Genomic DNA, 17722 nt, shown 5'->3' with positions numbered 1-17722 from the left:
ACCAAGCGTTTATGCTTGGTTTTTTTATTAAGTATTAAGACAGCCCTGCGGGCCGCCGCTACACCCCGCACTGCCTAACCTTGTTTCTAGGGCGGCTTTTTCGCCCGCTCCACCTGGTTTCTGCCGCCACCCCGCCACGCACCACCCCACAAAGCGCCCAATAATATCACCCGCCCGGCCAAATGTTTCGCGCGCGGCTCAGCCGGCCTTTTTCGCGTATTTTAACCTATCCGCACCGCCCAAATACCTAAGCGCAAAATGGTATAATATTACTATCTTAATTACCGTCGGAGAATACTTTTTATGAATCCTTTAGCAGCAACTTGGTTGTGCTGGGCCATTGTGGGCCTGTCGCCCATTGCGGGCAAATATGCTGTGGGGGTCATCAGCCCCGCCCTACTGGTGTTTTTGGGCACGCTGATTGGCGTACTGTATTTTACGCCTTGGGTGACTAAAAACCATAAATGGGGGGAATTACTGGCGCGGGAAACACGCTGGAAATTCCTGTTTATCGGCACGTTTGGCACAGCTTTGCCGTTTACCATTTCCCTTATTGCGCTCCATTACACCACACCGGGCAACGCGGCTATTTTACAGCAATCGGAACTCCTCTATTCCCTGTTATTTGCCGCCGTCTTTCTGAAAGAATTTCCCACCCGCAGCCAACTGCTGGGCAGTGCGCTGATTGTACTGGGCGTACTGTTTATTTTGCTGAAAGAACACTATACCCCGCGTTGGATAGGGGATTTGTTAATCGTCGGCTCTACCTGGATGTTGCAAGCCGGGTCCACCGTGGCTAAAAAACTGCCTAAACAGCTGGATTACCGCGTGATTGGTATGGCGCGCAACCTGTACGCCCTGCCGGCTTTGATTATCATTATGGCCGTTATTTTATGCACGGACGGCGTGATTATAAAACCCAATTTGCAAATGTTCAGCGTTTTGTCCTATACCGGCTTGTTAAAATACGGCCTGGCTATGGTGCTTTGGTACAAAGCCATCCGTGCGATGGATTTAAGCCGCGTGACGGCAATTTATCTTTCTTATCCGGTGTTATCCCTATTGGGTTCCGCCGCGTTGGGGCTGGAAAAAATCACCCCGTACCAAATTTTGGGCCTGGTGCTTACGCTGTTGGGGGCCTACTGGGTGAGCCGTTTAGTAAAGAAACAAGGCCATTAAGCCCATAAATTAGGTAGAATATAGAGTATGAGGGATATTTTGTATGTTTAATGTAGCCCCCGTGGTAGCCATTTGGCTTGCATGGTTTTTTGTAGCCGCAAACGTAGTGGGAACTAAATTCGCCACGCCGTATGCGGCCTCCACGTTGTTTATGCTTTTAAGCTGCACCGTGGCTGCCGTTTGTTTCATTCCGTACCTGGTAAAAACAGGCGGGTGGAAAACATTACTGGCCAAAAAAGTTTGGCCCCAATGTTTATTAATGGCCACTTTCGGCACGGCTTTACCCATGACGTTTTTTATGTTGGCCCTTAATTATACCACCCCGGCCAATGCCGCCATTTTGAACCAATTTGAAATGGTCTATTCGCTCATTCTGGCCTATTTTTTGTTGGGGGAAAAACCCACCGGCAAACAAATTGGCGGTTCTTTGCTGATTGTGTTGGGCGTTGGGGTGTTGTTATGGCAAACGGGTATTAGCGTGCAATTAAAAGGGGATTTGCTCATTTTAGGCACGTTGTGGATGTTCCAAGTAAGCCACATTTTTGCTAAAAAATTACCCCAAGATATGCCGCCCGCACTTATTGCCGCGGCCCGGGCCATTTTTGCTATCCCGGTGTTAGCCGTTTTTTGCGCGGTATTGTTTACGGTGCAGGGGCCGCTGCTGTTCACCCCTACTTGGGTGTTGTGGGTCACGCTGGGCTTTAGCGCCATTTGCAATTATTTTATCGGCAATACCTTTTGGTATACCGCCATACGCAATATGGATTTGGGCAAGGCAACCGCCATTATTTTGTCTTACCCGGTAATGACTTTTATTTTATCCGTTCTGCTTGGGCAGGACACAGTAAATACATATAAAGTGCTTGGTTTGATATTGGCCCTGTCCGGGGCGTACATTGTCACCGGCATTATCAAAGGAGATAAAAAATGAAAAAACTGGTTTTGTTTGATTTGGATGGTACTTTAGTAAACGCCGGGGGAGCCGGCCGCACCGCCTTAAAAAAGGCGTTTGAAGAACTGTACGGTTCCTGCCCGGAATTTGAACACTCGTTAATTTCCGGCCGGACGGATACGGATAATTTCACGTTGGTATACGGGCTGTTGAACAACGGCAAAAAGCCCACCGCGGCGGAAATGAAAAAAATGACCGCCAAATATTTGGAATTATTGCCTATTGAAGTCCACGCCGCCGTGCGCGCCAAACATTACGATTTAGTGCCCGGGGTGGAAAAATTCTTAAAACTTTTACAAAAAGACCCGGATGTTATTTTGGCCTTGGGCACCGGCAATTTGGAACAAGGCGCCCGCATTAAACTAGAACCCTCCGGCTTAAATTCCTTTTTTGAATTAGGCGGCTTTGGGGAAGACGGCCACACGCGCGAAGATATGCTGTTAGCCGCCGTCAAACGCGCGGAAAAGAAATATAAAACCACGCTCAAACCCGAAAACATTTATGTAATCGGCGATACGCACCGGGATATTGTAGCCGCCAAAAACTGCGGTTTCCACAGTGCGGTAATTACCAGCGGGTTTGGGGACCCGGCCAAAATTTTACGCGCCGCGGCGGAACTGGAAGAAAAAGATTTCAAAGATGTTTCCACCTGGTGCGTGTGGTTGGGCTTAAAAACGGACCCCAAAGGCGTTAAACGCGGCAGCTACATTATGCCCGCCAGCGCTATTGAACACGTTTTCTTCAGCCGCACCGGCATAGACGAAGACCGCCTGAAAATGCTGCGCATTAAAAAATATTCGGACTTGGAATCCGGAACCATTATGTAAAATAATGGGGGGAGGAAACAAAAATGGAATGGGATAAAACTGCGGCCAAATTTGTGGAGGCGTTAGCCAGTGCGGAGCCGACCCCCGGGGGCGGTGCCGCCGCCGCTATGAGCGGGGCCATGGGCTGTGCGTTAGTGATGATGGCCATGCAAACCACCGCCAACCGCAAATCCACGCCGGAAAACGTAAAAGCCAAACTTTCACAGAGCCTTAAAAAAATGGGCTCCTTAAAAGAGGAGCTTAAAAATTTCATCCGCAAAGACGGCGAAGCCTACGCGGCTTATCTGGTAGCCAAAAAACTCCCCAAGGATAACCCCGCGCGGGAGCAGGCCGTGCAGGATGCGTTAGTCACCGCGGCCAAAGTGCCTGCGGATACCGCCACCACCGCCATACAGTGCTTGCGCGAAGCAGACCTGATAAAAGCGGATATTGCGCCGGTTATTTTGTCGGACGTGTACTGCGGGCAGCATTTGTTAAAAGCGTGTGTAAAATGCTCGGTAGAAAGCATTAAAGCCAACCTGGAATTTATTAAAAATAACGATTGGGTCACTAAATTTGAACAGCACATTACGCTGTTCTTAAAATCTTGTTAGCAAGGGGCAACGGCCATGAGCGAAAAAGCAGATAAAAGAAGCGGAATGTTGGGCACCATTTACAATATGCTCCCCAGTATTGACGACGACTACGCCGCCAAACTGGTGTATACCCTGGAAAATAAAAAATCCCTGCCGGAATTACAGCAGGATATTGCCAATATCTCCGCCCAATTAAGTTCCGATTCCGCCATGACGGACACGATTGCGGCTAAAATTCTGCTGGATGAAATTACGCTCCCCGCCGCCTTGCGCCAACTGCGCATTTACAACAATGCCACCTCTATTGCGGAACTGGCCAAAGCGTTGGAATTGGAGCAGGAAGATACGGATTTACTGCTAAACGTGTATGCGTCTTTTTCTTCCCGCAAGTATTTTGACGTGCAATTTGCCACCGCCTTAAAAGACGTGCAGGACCGCCCGCTGAACGACGAGCAAAAAGTGCTTTGCGCCCTGGATATTTTATTGGAACAGGCGCGGGAACTGCTTTCGCGCAACCGCTCCACCCCCAAGGAAAACCGCCGCGCCGTATTAGCCACCGCCGACAAATACCATATTTCCGTCGTGCTGACGGCCGATTTACTGCGCGTATACACCCAGCCGGAAGCTATTTTATTCAACCCGGAATTTAACAAACTTTTTACCCAACTAGGCAAAATTAATAAAGACGACAGCCTGAACGCCTCGCTCTGCGCGCGCGCTTTGTTATGCACCATTACGCCCAAAGATGCGCAGGATATTACGCTGTTATCCAAAATGCTCAACAAGCAAATTTTGGAAGAAGACCTGATGATTATTGCCTGCCGCTACCTAAAGAGCAAAACTCCCAAAGATGTTTTAGATGCGTTCCAGGCGGTTTTGCAACGCTTGCCCCATGTAAAACAGAAAGAAGAAAACCTGGGCCTGGCGGTAAAAGTGCTGTTGGACGGCACTGCCAAAACATTTGATGCGGCCCAAAAAGCGGCCCAACTGCGCCGGGACAGAATTGTGCTGAAAGAACAGCTTTCCAAAAAAAATCTTTACAGCGGCTACGCGGCGGATATTGCGGCCAAATTCGGCGGGCAGAAAGATTTTGCCCAAATAGAAACGGAAATGGCCGATATTTTGCGCCAACTGCCGTTCTGCACGGAAGCGGACGAAAACAAAGAACTGGCCTGCAAAGTTTTGCTGGGTACGCTAAGCCAAACGGAAGCCAAAGACCAGGCGCAATACCTGCGGGACTTAAAAGCCAAAACCTTAACCAAAGGGCTGGCGCCGGAAGTAATGAAAAATTACCTGGGCACCAAACCCGCCGAAGAAATTTTGGAATTTTTTGAAAGCTCTTTGGCGCCGTATACCTTTTGGAAGTCCGACCGCAAAAAACATTTGTTTGCGTTGCAAACATTAGTGGCGGAACTGAACGGCAACTACAACGCGCAGATTTCCCAGTTTGTATTGGAAATGTTGGAAACGGGCTCGTCGTTGGAAGTGGTGGCGGATATGCTGGCCAACATCCAATCCAAAAAAGCCAGCCCCGAGGAATTATCGGCCTTGCTCAGCCGCTACAAACAGGCGCGGGCGGCCGCCAAATAAAACAGAAAAAAGCATTTTCGGTACCGCAGGATAAAAAAAGCTGTTAAATTCAGCCATAATTTGCTATCCTGTTAGCGTACCAGTTTATTTTTAGATATAAAGGGTGAAAAAACAATGAGATATTGGGTCTATATAAATGACAAAGTGGAAGGTCCTTTTGAAGAGGACAAACTCGTCACGTTAGCCGGTTTCACGCCGGACACGCTGATTTGCACGGAAACAACCAACGGTGCTAACCAAGAATGGGTAAAAGCATCTACCGTGTTTGAATTTGACCCGCTGGAATCCACCATTACGCGGGCGTTGCCTACGCCGGAAGAATTAAATACGGGCGTTAATCCCGCCGCGGGCCAAACGGACCCCAATTTAACCAAGGCGCTTAAAGACGCGCATGCCGCCTCCCAGGAAAGTGCCCCGGCGGCGCAACCGGCAAATACAGACGCGCTGGCCTTAATTTTAGCCAAACTGGACTCGCTTACCCAAGAAATTGAAGGCTTAAAAACCAAAATGGAAGAGGTCATCACCGCCACTTCCGCCGTACAAGCCGCCCAAGCGGCCGCGCCGGTGCAAGCCCCGCAAACCGTGCGGGAAGCGTTAGGTGCCACCCCGGCGGACGACTCCGGCGTAAACACCATCACCCTTACCAACCGGGATATGCAGCAGGAATTGCATGATGATTCTATCCCGTCTACCGAAACCCTAACCAACCATGCCGAAGACGTAGTGGCCCAAGGCGGCACCACGGAAGATAAACCGCTGGACTTTTTACAAGGTATGGATTTGGATATGCCGGAAACGGATAACACGCCCGCGCCGCAACCCGAAGTGGTGGCCCCGGCAGTGGAAGAAAAACCTGCCGCCGCCCCGGCCGAAATTTCGCTTTCCTCCCAAGGGGAAGAAGAAGTGGTGTTGCGCTCCGCGTTGGATTCTTTATACGGGGCCAGCTTACAGCAGGAACAATCCGAAAAAGAAAAAGAATCCACGTTCCAGGATTTGTTAAATCCGAACAATTTGAAGAAAGAGCCGCAAACGGATGAAAAGCCTTCTGCCGAAGAAAAAGAGGCCATTATCAGCCAGTTTGCCGGTAAGGAACACAAAGATTTTATCGCCGAGGCATTAGCGGAAGCCGAAAAAGAAGAAAAAGCCAAAGAAGACGATTCTTCCGTTAAAAAAGCGGCCGCCGCGGCAGGTTTAGCGGCTGCCGGATTGGCGGCAGGCGTGGCTTTGTCCGCCCAGGACGAAACCCCGGCCCAAGAAGTAAAAGAAGATTTAACCCCGCTCACCCCGGAGCAGGAAGCGTCTATCCGCACGGATTTACCGCAAGAACCGCTTAACGAAGTACCCACCTTGCCGGCCGGGGAAGAAAAACCCACGTTGGATATGGGGGAAGAAGCGCCGTCTTTAGCGGTGGCGCAGGAAGAACAACCCCAACTGCAAGCCGTGGAACCCGAGCCCGCGCCGCAACAAGTGCAAGCGGAACCGGTGCAAGAACAGCCGCAAGCCGCGGGTGCATTACCCGGTTTAGCCGGTTTGGATGCCGATATGGGCACGCCCGCGCAAGCCGAAACCCCGGCGGAGCAAGCGGCCGAGGAAGAAAAAGAAAACACCTTCCAAGAATTAGTGCCGGGCTCCCAGGTGGGCCAAAACAACGCCCCTATTAACCCCGATGATGCCGCGTTAATTAACGAGGAAGACCTCAAACACGCCGCAGAACCGGTGGCGGATATGCCGACGGAGCCTGTATTCTCCGCGCCGCAAACCGCTGTCAGCACGCCTGATGAGGCGCCGCAAACCATTCCGTCTATCGGAGAAATGCCGGAAAAATCCGCCGCGGCCCCGGTGATGCAGGAACAAGAAGAAAAAGACGACGCCCCGGCGGAGTTGGTGCCGCAGACCCAAACCGAAGAAGTAAAAGAAACCACGTCGGTTCCGTCGGTAGAAGCGGCGCCGGAGGCGGAAATCCCGGTGCAGGAAGCGGAAAAAACCACCACGCAAGCGGAATATTCCCCGAATGACTTAACCGAAATTGAATTAAAAGAAGGCTCTACTTATTTAATTTCCGACTTTGTGCCCCCGGCCGAAACGAAAGATTTTGCCGCCGCGGCCCAAGCCGCCATGGAAAAGAGCAAAGCGGAATTGGCCGCCACGAATACACAAAGCTCTACTTTTATTGAAGAAGTGGTGCCTGCCGCCAAAAACAAACAGCCGGCCGAACTGGCTACCGAAAAAGCCGCTACGGAAGAAAAACCCGCTACGGCGGAAGCGGCGGCTCCCGTACCGGAAAACCCGGTTCCCGGGGCTGATGTGACCGTTTCCCAAATTATTTTGGAAAACACCATCAAAACCAAACGCGGTGCTTCGCTGGACTTAAAAACCGTACCTATGGTAAAAGACCCGGCGGATTCCCAACGCTTGGATTTGGGCGATACGGAATTGCAGGACATCAACACGCAACATGATGTAAAATCGGCCGATTTTACTCCTGCCGCCGGTAAAAATAAAATGTTGGTTTTGGGCGGTTTGTTAGTGGTGGTGCTGATTGCCATTTATGCGGGGCTAGCTTACTTGCAGTTGCTCCCCAACAGCATGAACTTTATCAACCCGAAACAAGCGCGCACCCAACAGGCGCAAACGGAACAAATGAACGAAATGTTGCCTGCGGCCCCCGCGCCGCAAGCCGTTAAGCAGGTAAACCCGACGGATGCGGTATTGAGCGAGGTTAAAAACTACGCCTTGCCCAACGGCATGACTTTGGAACAATTAATTGCCGCCCGCCACCCGAACGCCGGAGCCATGATGGAATGGAGCATTTCCACCGCCGTAGACCCGGGTAACTACTCCGTAATGGTAAAAGTTCCGCCGGAAAACCCGCAGAGTTTCAAACTTTCGTACCGTTTTAACTACAATACGGGCACGAAAACGTTGGAACCCACGATTTCCGACTCTAAAAATCTGCTCCAGTCTGCCGGCGTAGGCCAAGCCGCCCCGATGGCCCAGCAAGCGGCCCAAATGCCTTACCAACAAGCGCAAGCGAACGCGGCCTACAACCAACCGCAACCGCGCCAAGCGTTTGTAAATCCGGCGGCTAACCCGCAGGTTGCCCAACAGCAGCGCGCATACCAACAGCGTGCCGCCCAGCAAAACCAGGCGCCGCGCACTGCGCAACGCCGTGCGGTCCAACGCCCTGCGCGCTAACAAGTTGTTTTAATTGTACTATCAAAAACCCCAGTAAAAAAAACTGGGGTTTTTTATAAACTACTGCTCACAATAAACCCCAGGCGTAAGCCCGGGGAGTTTTATATCGAGTCACCGCATAATAAACCTTGGCGCACGCCCTGCAAAAATACATAACAAAATAAATATGGCCCCGCTACACACGCTTGCCGGTAATAAAAAATAAGTGTAAAAAACCCCAGCAATACACTGCTGGGGCGCAATATTTATAAATTTTATTTTAAGGCAAATCATAACTGGTGGTATCTCCGCCTAAAGCCGTCCTTGAATAAGTAGCGGTTTGTTTGCTAGAGGGCACACCGCCCATACTTTTACACACGGAATTAGCCGTTTTGTCTGACGTCACCGCTACGCACTGGTGTAGCCCCGGTTGGTTAGAATTTTGCAACCAAATAGTGTAGCCCACTTTAGCCTTGCTGTTTCCGCCAAAAACGGAAGGTGCCCCATAGTCCAGCAAATCATATACATCATTATTCGGACAATAAATTCCGCTAGTGGTTGTTCTACTGGTGCAAGATTTGGGCAAATCCACTTCAAAACCAAAATCCTCATTAGCATCAGGCGGATAAGCACCGTTTGCCAAATAATACATTTCCAAAGAATTTGCCATACTTTTTACATTTGGAATAACCGCTGCCAAGCGGCTTTTGGCTACGGCTGTTTGATATTGCGGCAGAGCCACGCCCGCCAAAATGCCTATTATTAAAACTACCACCAATAATTCAATCAACGTAAAGCCCCCTAATCGGCTTGTATTTGCATTTTTCATGTTGCACCTCATTTTTTGATAAATTTTATTATAAATAAAATTTATCAAAAAAAAAAACGAAACAACCTATTTCTAACAATAACAGGCAAAATGTTTATTTTTTAAGCAAAAAATCTTCATAATATTTTGGGGACGCTTATTTTAGGATACGCGGTATGTTTGCCATTTCGGCAGTGGAGTGAGCGTATTTTTTACAAAAAAAACCAATAAAATGAATTTTAGTACAGAACCTATCCCCGTGGAGGCAGTTTCTTTTTTGATAAAAAAACCGGAGCGCTAATCAAGAAGCTCCGGTTTTGTCCACATTGTAAAACAACTTTTATAAAACTTATTTTACTAAGTCCGTCACAATGTATTTCATAATGTGAAATACCTTTTCCGTCCAATCCAAACTCAGCCATTCATACGGGCCGTGGGGGTTTTCGTATCCGGCAAAAATGTTGGGCGTGGGCAGGCCGCGGAACGTCAGCTGGGCGCCGTCCGTACCGCCGCGCACTTGGGCCAAATTGTATTCAATACCGGCATCTTCCAGCGCGCGTTTCAGCACATGCATCGCCTGCGGTTTTTCTTCCAGCACGTCTTTCATATTGCGGTATTGTTTGGTAAATTGCATCGTAATTTTGGCATTGGGATATTTTTGCAATTTTTGGTTGATAATATCCTGTAATTCTTTTTTGGAATTTTCAAACTTGGTTAAATCATGGTCGCGCACGATGCCGCGCAAGGTAGCGTGTTCCAAATTGCCATCCATGCCCATAAACAAGATGAAACCTTCTTCTTTTTCGGTCGTTTCCGGCAAGCGGTTTTCCGGCCAGGAAGACACAATATCTGCCGCAATACGCACCGGATTGGCCATAAAATCTTTAGCAGAGCCGGGGTGGCAGTTTTTACCCTGGATGGCAATTTCAAACTTATCGGCATTAAAGTTGCCGTAGTCAATTTCGCCCAGTTGGCCGCCGTCTATGGTGTAGGCAAATTCCGCACCAAAGCGGTCCACATCAAAATAAGCAATCCCGGTGCCGGTTTCTTCATCCACGGTAAACGCCACGCGGATTTTGCCGTGCTTTACTTCCGGGTGATTTTTTAAGTAATGGGCAAACGTCATAATGACCGAAATACCCAATTTATCATCCCCGGCCAAAATAGAAGTTCCGTCGGACGTCACCAAATCGTGCCCGATACAGCGTTTTAAGCTGGGGGAAGTTTCCGGCGTTAAATACATTTTTTTGGATTCGTTAATAACCACGTTTCCGCCCTGGTAATTTTCGTGCAGAATGGGGGTAATGCCTTTGCCGTTAAAATCGCAAACCGTATCCATGTGGGCAAAAAAGCCCACGGTGGGGGCGGGTTTATCCGTATTGGCTTCAATGGTAGCGGTCACAAAGCCGTATTCGTCCATTTCCACGTCCGTAAATCCGGCAGAGGGCATTTCGTCCGCCAGCATTTTGGCAAACATCATTTGGCTGGACGTAGTGGGGGTTGTTTTTTGCGTGGGGTCACTGGTGGTGTCCACGGACGCATATTTTACAAAACGTTGGTATAATTCGGTTTTTAGTTCGTTCATAAAAAAAGCTCCAAAGGGATGTAAATTTATTATACAATTATTTGAACAGCATTCCTAAGGAGGATTTATGAAAAAGTTGTTTTTGTTTGTTTTATCCGCCGCGCTGCTGGGCGGGTGCGCCTCTGTGCAAGAGGCCGAAAATATGGCTAATTGCAAATACGCATTAAAAAGTGTGGAACTGTCCGACTATAACGTGACGTCCCTTTCGTTTGATGTGATGATTGCCATTACCAATATGAACAAAAAGCAAGCCGCGGCCATTAAGCGCTTTGAGGGGGAACTTGCTATGAACGACACGCCGGTATCCAAAATAGAGTTAAAGGATATCCGCGTGGAGCCCCAAGCGGTAAAAAATGCCAAAGCGCATTTAGTGGTACCCATGAGCGCATTTGGCAATAAATTATTGGGGTTAGTCAGCATGAACAGCGGCACGGTGGACTACCATTTAACGGGCACCATGTATTTTGAAGGCCCGCTGGGAACGGAAATCCCGGTGCCGGTGGACATTGGCCGCGTGGGGGCGTACAACACCTAAAACCGCCCACGGGCGCATTTTATAGCAGGAGTTATAGAAAGACACCCCTATTGGGTGAAAAATCAAAAATTTATCTGTTTTTGGAACCGTATGGCAAGCATACGGTGAGCCGCCCCTAAAAGCGGCACAGAAACGCTCCAAAAACAGCCGATTGCAGGAGCAAGACAGGCGGCCTAATTACCCGCTTGTTTTGCTCCAAGTGTTTGCCGCCCGCAAGGGCGGCAAGCCGCGGCTGTTATATATTGGGTTAGCGTTTCTGGCTCAAATATAACGGCCGTTTTTTTGCGTTTTATTTTCCAAAACAGAAAGGAGAATAATTATGCAAAATAAAGGTTTCACACTTATAGAATTACTGGTAGTAGTTCTGATTATCGGCATTTTGGCCTCTGCCGCCCTGCCGCAATACCGCGCCGCCGTATTAAAAGCCCGGCTGGCCCGGTTAATCCCGGCCGTACGCACCATTAAAAACGCGGCTGAAACTTACTACATGGCAAACGGAGCCTACCCGGATGATACCTCCGTGCTGGACGTGGGGGAAATCAGCGGGTGCAGTACCCCCGGGGCCGGGCATATCCGTTGTAATGATTTTTGGATAGATGTTAAATCCGGCGTGGTGGGCCGCGCGGGAGAGGCCGTAGTAGGGTTTGCCGGAGCCCGCGGAACGGCGGATATTCCGCTGGCGTATGCGGTTTATTTTGATAATTCCGCCTTTCCCAACCGCATAGAATGTTGGGCCCATGCCACCAATCCGGCCGCCGTGGCCGCCTGCAAAAGCCAAGGGGGCACTCCGGCCGAGCAAAATTTAGCCCATTCCCAACCGGCCGAAATGGGCACGCCTATCAACATTTACCTGTTAAATTAAATAGGCCCATTCAACAAATAAATCCGTAATAAAAAACCCCCGGCATTTGTTTACCGGGGGAACTTTTTATTTAAGCTATATTTGCAGTTAGAATAAAATTACGCCCAATATCCACGCCGCGGCGGTTGCCAGCCCAAACGTCAGCGCCACCACGCGCAAGGTGTCTTTCAGGCCGCTTTCACGCAACATCACAAAGAACGTCGCCACGCAGGGCAGGTACATGGTCATAAAAATACAGCATACTACCAGTTGTTCCGGCGTTAAGTGGTAGGGGGATAACATAGCAATAGATACGTCTTTGCGTAGTACCCCCAGCAAAAGCACCGGGGTAATTTCGCCCGGCAGAGAAAGCAAATGTTCCACCGGGAAGCGCAACACTTTCGTCAGCCAATCCGTCAGGCCGGAAAGCTGCATTAAATCCACCAAAAACACCCCGCCTAAAATAAGCGGCAACGCATCCCCCAGATACTCCTTCATGCGTATCCACAATTTGCGTAATAACGGCCGCCACTGCGGAATTTGCCACGAGGGAATTTCCATAAATAATTCCGGCGTTTCCCCGCGCATTAATTTATTGAGTACCGTTCCCGCCAAAATGCCGCACAGGAACAAAATACCAAAAACCATCAGCAGGTATTTAATGCCGTACGGCGCCAAAATGGCAAAAATCATAGCCGTTTGGGAAATACACGGCACCATCACCAAAATTAACGCCAAGGCAATAATGCGTTCGCGGCGGGTTTCCAACACGCGCACGCCCATGACGGCAGGCACTTTGCACCCAAACCCCAACATAATGGGAATGGCCCCATAGCCGTGCAGGCCGATTTTATGCAACAGGCCGTCTAACAGTACCGCCAGGCGCGGCAGATAGCCCAAATCGCCCAAAAATCCCAGCAGTGCATAGAATGCCAACACATAAGACATTACATCCACCAGCGCAATTTTTAAGCCGTCCGTTAATATGCCAAAATACAGCTCCCCGCCGTCACCCACTAAAATATGGGTCAGCCAATTACTGTCCCCAAACCAACCGGCAAACAGTTTTTGCATAAAGGGGAAATAATAATTATCATAAAACGGCGACAAAAAATCTATGATACTTTCGCCCACAAAGCGCACCACAAAGAAAGACACTACCAACACCACAAACGCCAGCGGAATACCCGTCACCGGGTTGGTGGCAATGCGCTGTAAGTTTTCCCAGATAGACGGATGTTTGTGCTTAATCACCTGCACTTTGCTGATAATATCGCCGATAACGTGCCATTTGCCTTCGGCGGTGGGGGGAACCTGCAAGTCACTTAGCGGCTGTTTTTGCTCCGTAATTAAAGAAGCCTGATAAGACAGCTCTTTTAACCCTTCGCCCGTGGTGGCTACCGCCGGAACGACCGGGATACCCAGTTGTTTTTCCAGCTCTTTTACATTAATTTGAATCCCTTTGCGTTGGGCTTCGTCAAATTTATTAAGCAGTAAAATAACCGGCTTTTTAAGCTGCATAATTTCCAACAAAAAGTACAGGTTGCGCTCCAGGTGGGACGCATCCGCCACGCAGACGATAAAATCGTAATCCAATTCCTTAAATAAATTGCGTTTTTTGCCTTCAATCAGCCATTCTTCTTCCAAGCGGTACAAGCCGGGGATGTCAATAATATCATAGCTATCCCCATTAAAAACGGTTTGCCCGTAATTGAGCCCCACCGTGGTACCCGGGAAGTTGGAAGAAATAATGCCAATGCCCGTCAGGCGGGAGAAAATAAGGCTTTTGCCCACGTTGGGGTTTCCGGCCAACAGAAAGGTGTTTTTCTTGGCGGCTACAATAATTTTTTTGGCGGTTTCCCGCCCGATGGCAACTTCGGTGCCCGATACGCTTACCACAATGGGGCTACTGCCCGGTTTGCGGGTGACAAGTTGGTCTTTTACAAGGCCCATGGCGGCCAATTTTTCGGTCATTTTGGCATCCGCCTGAATATCCTTAATCCGGGCGGTACTGCCCGGCCTTAACTGCTGTAATGTGCGGTTGAAATCTTTTTCCATAAGTATAAAAGTTAGCTAATCCTTACTTTTATTATACCATTGGGGCGTATAGCTTGGCAAGCGGCGGGAGTAAAGCGCGCCTTACAATGTGCCGCCCCGGCCCCTAAAAAAAGGGGGGGGAGAGAATGAAAAGCACGCAAGCCGTTTGCCGGGTAGCCCTATAAATAAAAAGCCGGCCCCTGGGGTGGAGCCGGCACACTGCACTTAATCACAGGGGGCTAAAAACCGTTGGCATTATCATAATTGCGGCCCGCCACCACGCGGCAGAGTTCGCGCCCTTTGGTTGTATTATTCGGCACGCATTTGCGCACAAAAACACCGTCACTGCGGCGTTTTTGGCCGGTAAGGGAATAATCTTTCGCCGGGTTGTTGCGCTCAAACTTAACGCCGTAATAATAGGTGTCATCTCCGTTTAGGCGCGTCACCGTAAAACTTTCGCCCGTAATGCTTTCCGCCGTGGCGTTCGCTAATTTTACTTCCAAATTATCAAACGTGCATTTAGCATTAAAATTATTTTGATAAGTGGAATAGCAAATAGCCAGGGAATCTTTCAATACGCCCATCATTTGCAACGCTTCGGCGGCGCGGGCTTTTTCGGCCGCTTTAATATATTGCGGAACGCCCACCGCCGTTAAAACGCCGATAATCAGCACAACCACCAACAATTCAATTAATGTAAAACCTTTCTTCATTTTAGCCTCCTTAAAAAAGTGTTATTTTTATAATAGCATAATTGGCGCGCGGCGGCATAGCGCAGTTTTAAGCGCGCCAAATCCGGCCGGATTTTGTATAATTTAAGTATAATAAAATTATCAGCAGTATGAATGAGGAGAATAAACCATGGCTTATAAAGTAAATCCGGATGTTTGCATTAACTGCGGCGCTTGCGAAAGTGCTTGCCCCGTAGCCGCTATTTCCGAAAAAGACGGCAAAAGAACCATTGCTGAAGGTACCTGCATTGAATGTGGTTCTTGCGCTTCTACCTGCCCGGTTGGCGCTATCAGCAAATAACTGTTCGGACCCTTATAAAAAGCCGTCGCCCGTTAAAAGGCGGCGGTTTTTTATTTTTGTATAGAAATCCGCCCCGCTACAAACCGCGCCGCGCGCCCACCCTGCAACGGCTTGCGCCCCACTGCCGAGGAAAGCCCCGCTATAAACCGCCACACTCGCGGCCACATAAAAACCCCCAAACTTTCGTCCGGGGGTTTTTTCAGAACCGTTCGGGGGGTAAATCGAAGGTTCTGGGGGATAAAATCTTTTTATTTATACCTTATATTTTATACGCTTATTAAAAAAAATGCAAGTTTTTTAACAAAAATATTGAAAAAATAACTATTTATTTTAAGCTATCCGGTATACGGCTTTCCTTTTTTTAGCACCGCCGCGGCAATTTTTTTGAAATTTTTTGTAAAAAATCCGCCGCCTATTTGTATAATATAAGTACCGGAGGATTACTACATGAAAAAACTATATATGCTTTTTGTTTTACCGTTTCTAGCCGCCCCGGCGTTTAGCCAAGGCGGTGCGGAAACTGACACCACCGCCCAACTGGCCGCCAAAGCCACGGGGGATGTGCCCGGCGATATTTACCGCGGAACCGTATTCGGCGCGGAAAAGAAAAATTACGCCAGCACCACTTTGGGTACGCGCGAACGCGCCAAAACTAAATTTGTATACGATACGTCCCTCGTGCGCGCCGTAAAAGTGGACGATGCCGACCGCGTAAGAACGTTGTTGTTTGCCAACGTAAACGTGAACGAGAAAAACTACGCAGGCATTACGCCTCTGGCGGTTGCGGCCGAAAGAGGGAATATGGATATTATTAAAATGTTGGTAGAAGAAGGCGGGGCGAAAATAAACGAAGTTTCCAGCTATGGGGTGACGCCGCTTATTGCCGCGGCCGCCGCCGGAAATACGGAAGCGACCCAATATTTAATTGCCCACGGTGCCGACGTGACCGCCAAAGACGATTTGGGCAAAACCGCGCTCTTGCACGCCGCCGCTAAAAACAACAAAGCGCTGATTACCAATTTAATCAAACTCAACTCCGCCGCTACGGAACTGGCCGACATCACCGGCAACACGCCGTTAATGTATGCGGCCCAAGCGGGGGCGTTGGGCAACGTGCAAGCGTTGGTAGCCAACGGGGCGAACGTGAATTACAAAAACCCGAACAACGGCTTAAACGCTTTAGCCGTAGCCGCGGCCGAAGGGCAGGATGCCACCGTGCGCTATTTAGTGCGCAACGGTGCGGATATAAACATTACCGATTCCCACAAACGCACGCCGCTGTTTTATGCTATGTCTACCGACCAAACCCGCACGTTTGAAACCTTAATCAACCTGGGTGCGGATGTAAACGCCAAAGACGAAAACGGACAAACCGTTTTAACGGCGGCAGTAAAACAGCACAAACCGGTGTTTGTAAGCATTTTGCAAGGTGAAAAAAAAACTGATGTAAACGCCGTGGATAACGACGGCAAAACCGCCCTTATGCGCGCGACCGAGGACCCGAAAGCCGCCCCTTGTGCCCAAGTGTTGGCGGAGTCCAAACGGGTGGAGTTGGATTTGAAAGACGCCAATGGCGACACCGCCCTCATGCAAGCGGTAAAAAACAAAAACCAAAAAGTGGCTCTGCTTTTGTTAAAAACGAATACGGATTTGGAAGCCGTCAACAAAGACAATAAAACCGTATTTGATTTATCTAAAGAATATTTGGCGGGCACCCCTGCCGGGAACGTCTTTGACGTAAAGGCCCTGGAAGTAGCCGGGAAAGACACCACCGGGTTGGCCCCGCAAATGCAGGCGGCGGCGGAAGACAACGAGCAGGAAACGGATGTGACGGAAAAAAGCGTGCAGGAAGCGCTCAATCCTACGGTAGAAGAAGTTGCTATTCCGGCGCCCTCCGTACTGGAAGACAGCAAAGCCGCGGCCGAAGCCTCTTTGACGGATATTGCCAAAGAAATCCAAGAAGCCGAAGCGGCCGAACAGGCCAAAGCCAAACAGGCCGCCCGCGCTAAAGCCCGCAAAGCCAGACAAGCCAAAGCGCGTGCCGCCGCCCGGGCTAAAGCCAAACGCGAAGCGGCCGAAAAAGCCGCAGCCCAACAGGCGGCCGCCGCTCAAGCCGCCTACGACCAAGGCGTAAACGCCTATGATACCGCCGCCAATGCCGTAAGCGACGGCTACAACGCCGCTACCGGGGCTGTAAACGACGGTTATAACGCCGCGGCCAATGCGTATGATGCCACTGCTCAAGCGGCCCAAGATGCGTACTCCGCCTACAACCCGGATGCGTCCGCGCAACAATAAGTTTTAGTTGTTCCGCAAGGAATATGAAAAAGCCCTCCGCCCAAAGCGGGGGGCTTTTTATTGTGAGGATAAATACTGCGCACCATACCCACCGGGCTTATACCCGGGGCTTTTACATAAACCCGGCGCACCCTATACGGCTTACCCCATACAGCGCCCACTTATAAAAATCCCCGGGCTTTATACCCGGGGAGTTTCATAAAAACTACGCCATTTATTGAATACGGTAGCAACGGTACGCGCAAAAAAGCCGGCCCCTAAAAAGGCGGGCCGGCTTGAAAAAGTTTCC

14 protein-coding genes are annotated in these 17722 nt (G+C 49.7%); 10 read left to right on the top strand and 4 right to left on the bottom strand.

Going from position 1 to position 17722, the window contains the following annotated elements; all coding sequences use genetic code 11:
• Nucleotides 1–303 precede the first annotated feature (303 nt).
• From ACQY18_RS04255 to ACQY18_RS04230, 6 genes are all read left to right on the top strand, one after another.
• A complete protein-coding gene (locus tag ACQY18_RS04255; protein WP_428038976.1) occupies nt 304–1179 on the top strand; it encodes a DMT family transporter in 876 nt (291 codons plus the stop codon).
• 43 nt (nt 1180–1222) lie between these two features.
• Complete coding sequence (locus ACQY18_RS04250) at nt 1223–2110, top strand: DMT family transporter (protein ID WP_428038975.1); 888 nt, start codon at nt 1223–1225, stop codon at nt 2108–2110.
• A complete protein-coding gene (locus ACQY18_RS04245; RefSeq protein WP_176777762.1) occupies nt 2107–2958 on the top strand; it encodes an HAD hydrolase-like protein in 852 nt (283 codons plus the stop codon). The genes ACQY18_RS04250 and ACQY18_RS04245 overlap by 4 nt, the downstream gene beginning before the upstream one ends.
• Nucleotides 2959–2981: 23 nt before the next feature.
• On the top strand, nt 2982–3551 hold the full coding sequence (locus ACQY18_RS04240; protein WP_176777761.1) for a cyclodeaminase/cyclohydrolase family protein: 570 nt from the start codon (nt 2982–2984) through the stop codon (nt 3549–3551).
• Nucleotides 3552–3566: 15 nt separating this feature from the next.
• Entirely contained in the window at nt 3567–5123 is a 1557-nt protein-coding gene (locus ACQY18_RS04235) for a hypothetical protein (protein ID WP_176777760.1), read from the top strand.
• A 114-nt stretch (nt 5124–5237) separates the two neighbouring features.
• Complete coding sequence (locus ACQY18_RS04230; RefSeq protein WP_428038974.1) at nt 5238–8318, top strand: hypothetical protein; 3081 nt, start codon at nt 5238–5240, stop codon at nt 8316–8318.
• A gap of 259 nt (nt 8319–8577) precedes the next feature.
• On the opposite strand, the gene ACQY18_RS04225 is transcribed toward ACQY18_RS04230, so the two are convergent.
• Complete coding sequence (locus ACQY18_RS04225) at nt 8578–9126, bottom strand: type IV pilin protein (RefSeq protein ID WP_428038973.1); 549 nt, start codon at nt 9124–9126, stop codon at nt 8578–8580.
• 328 nt (nt 9127–9454) lie between these two features.
• Nucleotides 9455–10690, bottom strand: a complete 1236-nt coding sequence (gene pepT / locus ACQY18_RS04220; protein WP_428038972.1) for a peptidase T — start codon at nt 10688–10690, stop codon at nt 9455–9457.
• A gap of 67 nt (nt 10691–10757) precedes the next feature.
• Here pepT and ACQY18_RS04215 point away from each other — a divergent pair, with 67 nt between their 5' ends.
• Complete coding sequence (locus ACQY18_RS04215) at nt 10758–11225, top strand: hypothetical protein (protein ID WP_176777756.1); 468 nt, start codon at nt 10758–10760, stop codon at nt 11223–11225.
• Between the two features lie 319 nt (nt 11226–11544).
• On the top strand, nt 11545–12087 hold the full coding sequence (locus ACQY18_RS04210; RefSeq protein ID WP_428038971.1) for a type IV pilin protein: 543 nt from the start codon (nt 11545–11547) through the stop codon (nt 12085–12087).
• Nucleotides 12088–12174: 87 nt separating this feature from the next.
• On the opposite strand, the gene ACQY18_RS04205 is transcribed toward ACQY18_RS04210, so the two are convergent.
• Entirely contained in the window at nt 12175–14124 is a 1950-nt protein-coding gene (locus ACQY18_RS04205) for a FeoB small GTPase domain-containing protein (RefSeq protein WP_428038970.1), read from the bottom strand.
• A gap of 218 nt (nt 14125–14342) precedes the next feature.
• A complete protein-coding gene (locus ACQY18_RS04200; protein WP_428038969.1) occupies nt 14343–14816 on the bottom strand; it encodes a pilin in 474 nt (157 codons plus the stop codon).
• Between the two features lie 148 nt (nt 14817–14964).
• Between ACQY18_RS04200 and ACQY18_RS04195 the strand changes: the two genes are divergently transcribed.
• Complete coding sequence (locus tag ACQY18_RS04195; protein ID WP_176777753.1) at nt 14965–15135, top strand: 4Fe-4S binding protein; 171 nt, start codon at nt 14965–14967, stop codon at nt 15133–15135.
• A gap of 447 nt (nt 15136–15582) precedes the next feature.
• Nucleotides 15583–17433, top strand: coding sequence for an ankyrin repeat domain-containing protein (locus tag ACQY18_RS04190; RefSeq protein WP_428038968.1), 1851 nt, complete (start codon nt 15583–15585; stop codon nt 17431–17433).
• Nucleotides 17434–17722: the final 289 nt, after the last annotated feature.

Origin of the sequence: Candidatus Avelusimicrobium faecicola, assembly GCA_900540405.1 — a bacterium.
Lineage (GTDB): Bacteria > Elusimicrobiota > Elusimicrobia > Elusimicrobiales > Elusimicrobiaceae > Avelusimicrobium > Avelusimicrobium faecicola.
This window is presented reverse-complemented; position numbering and strand designations above follow the sequence as displayed.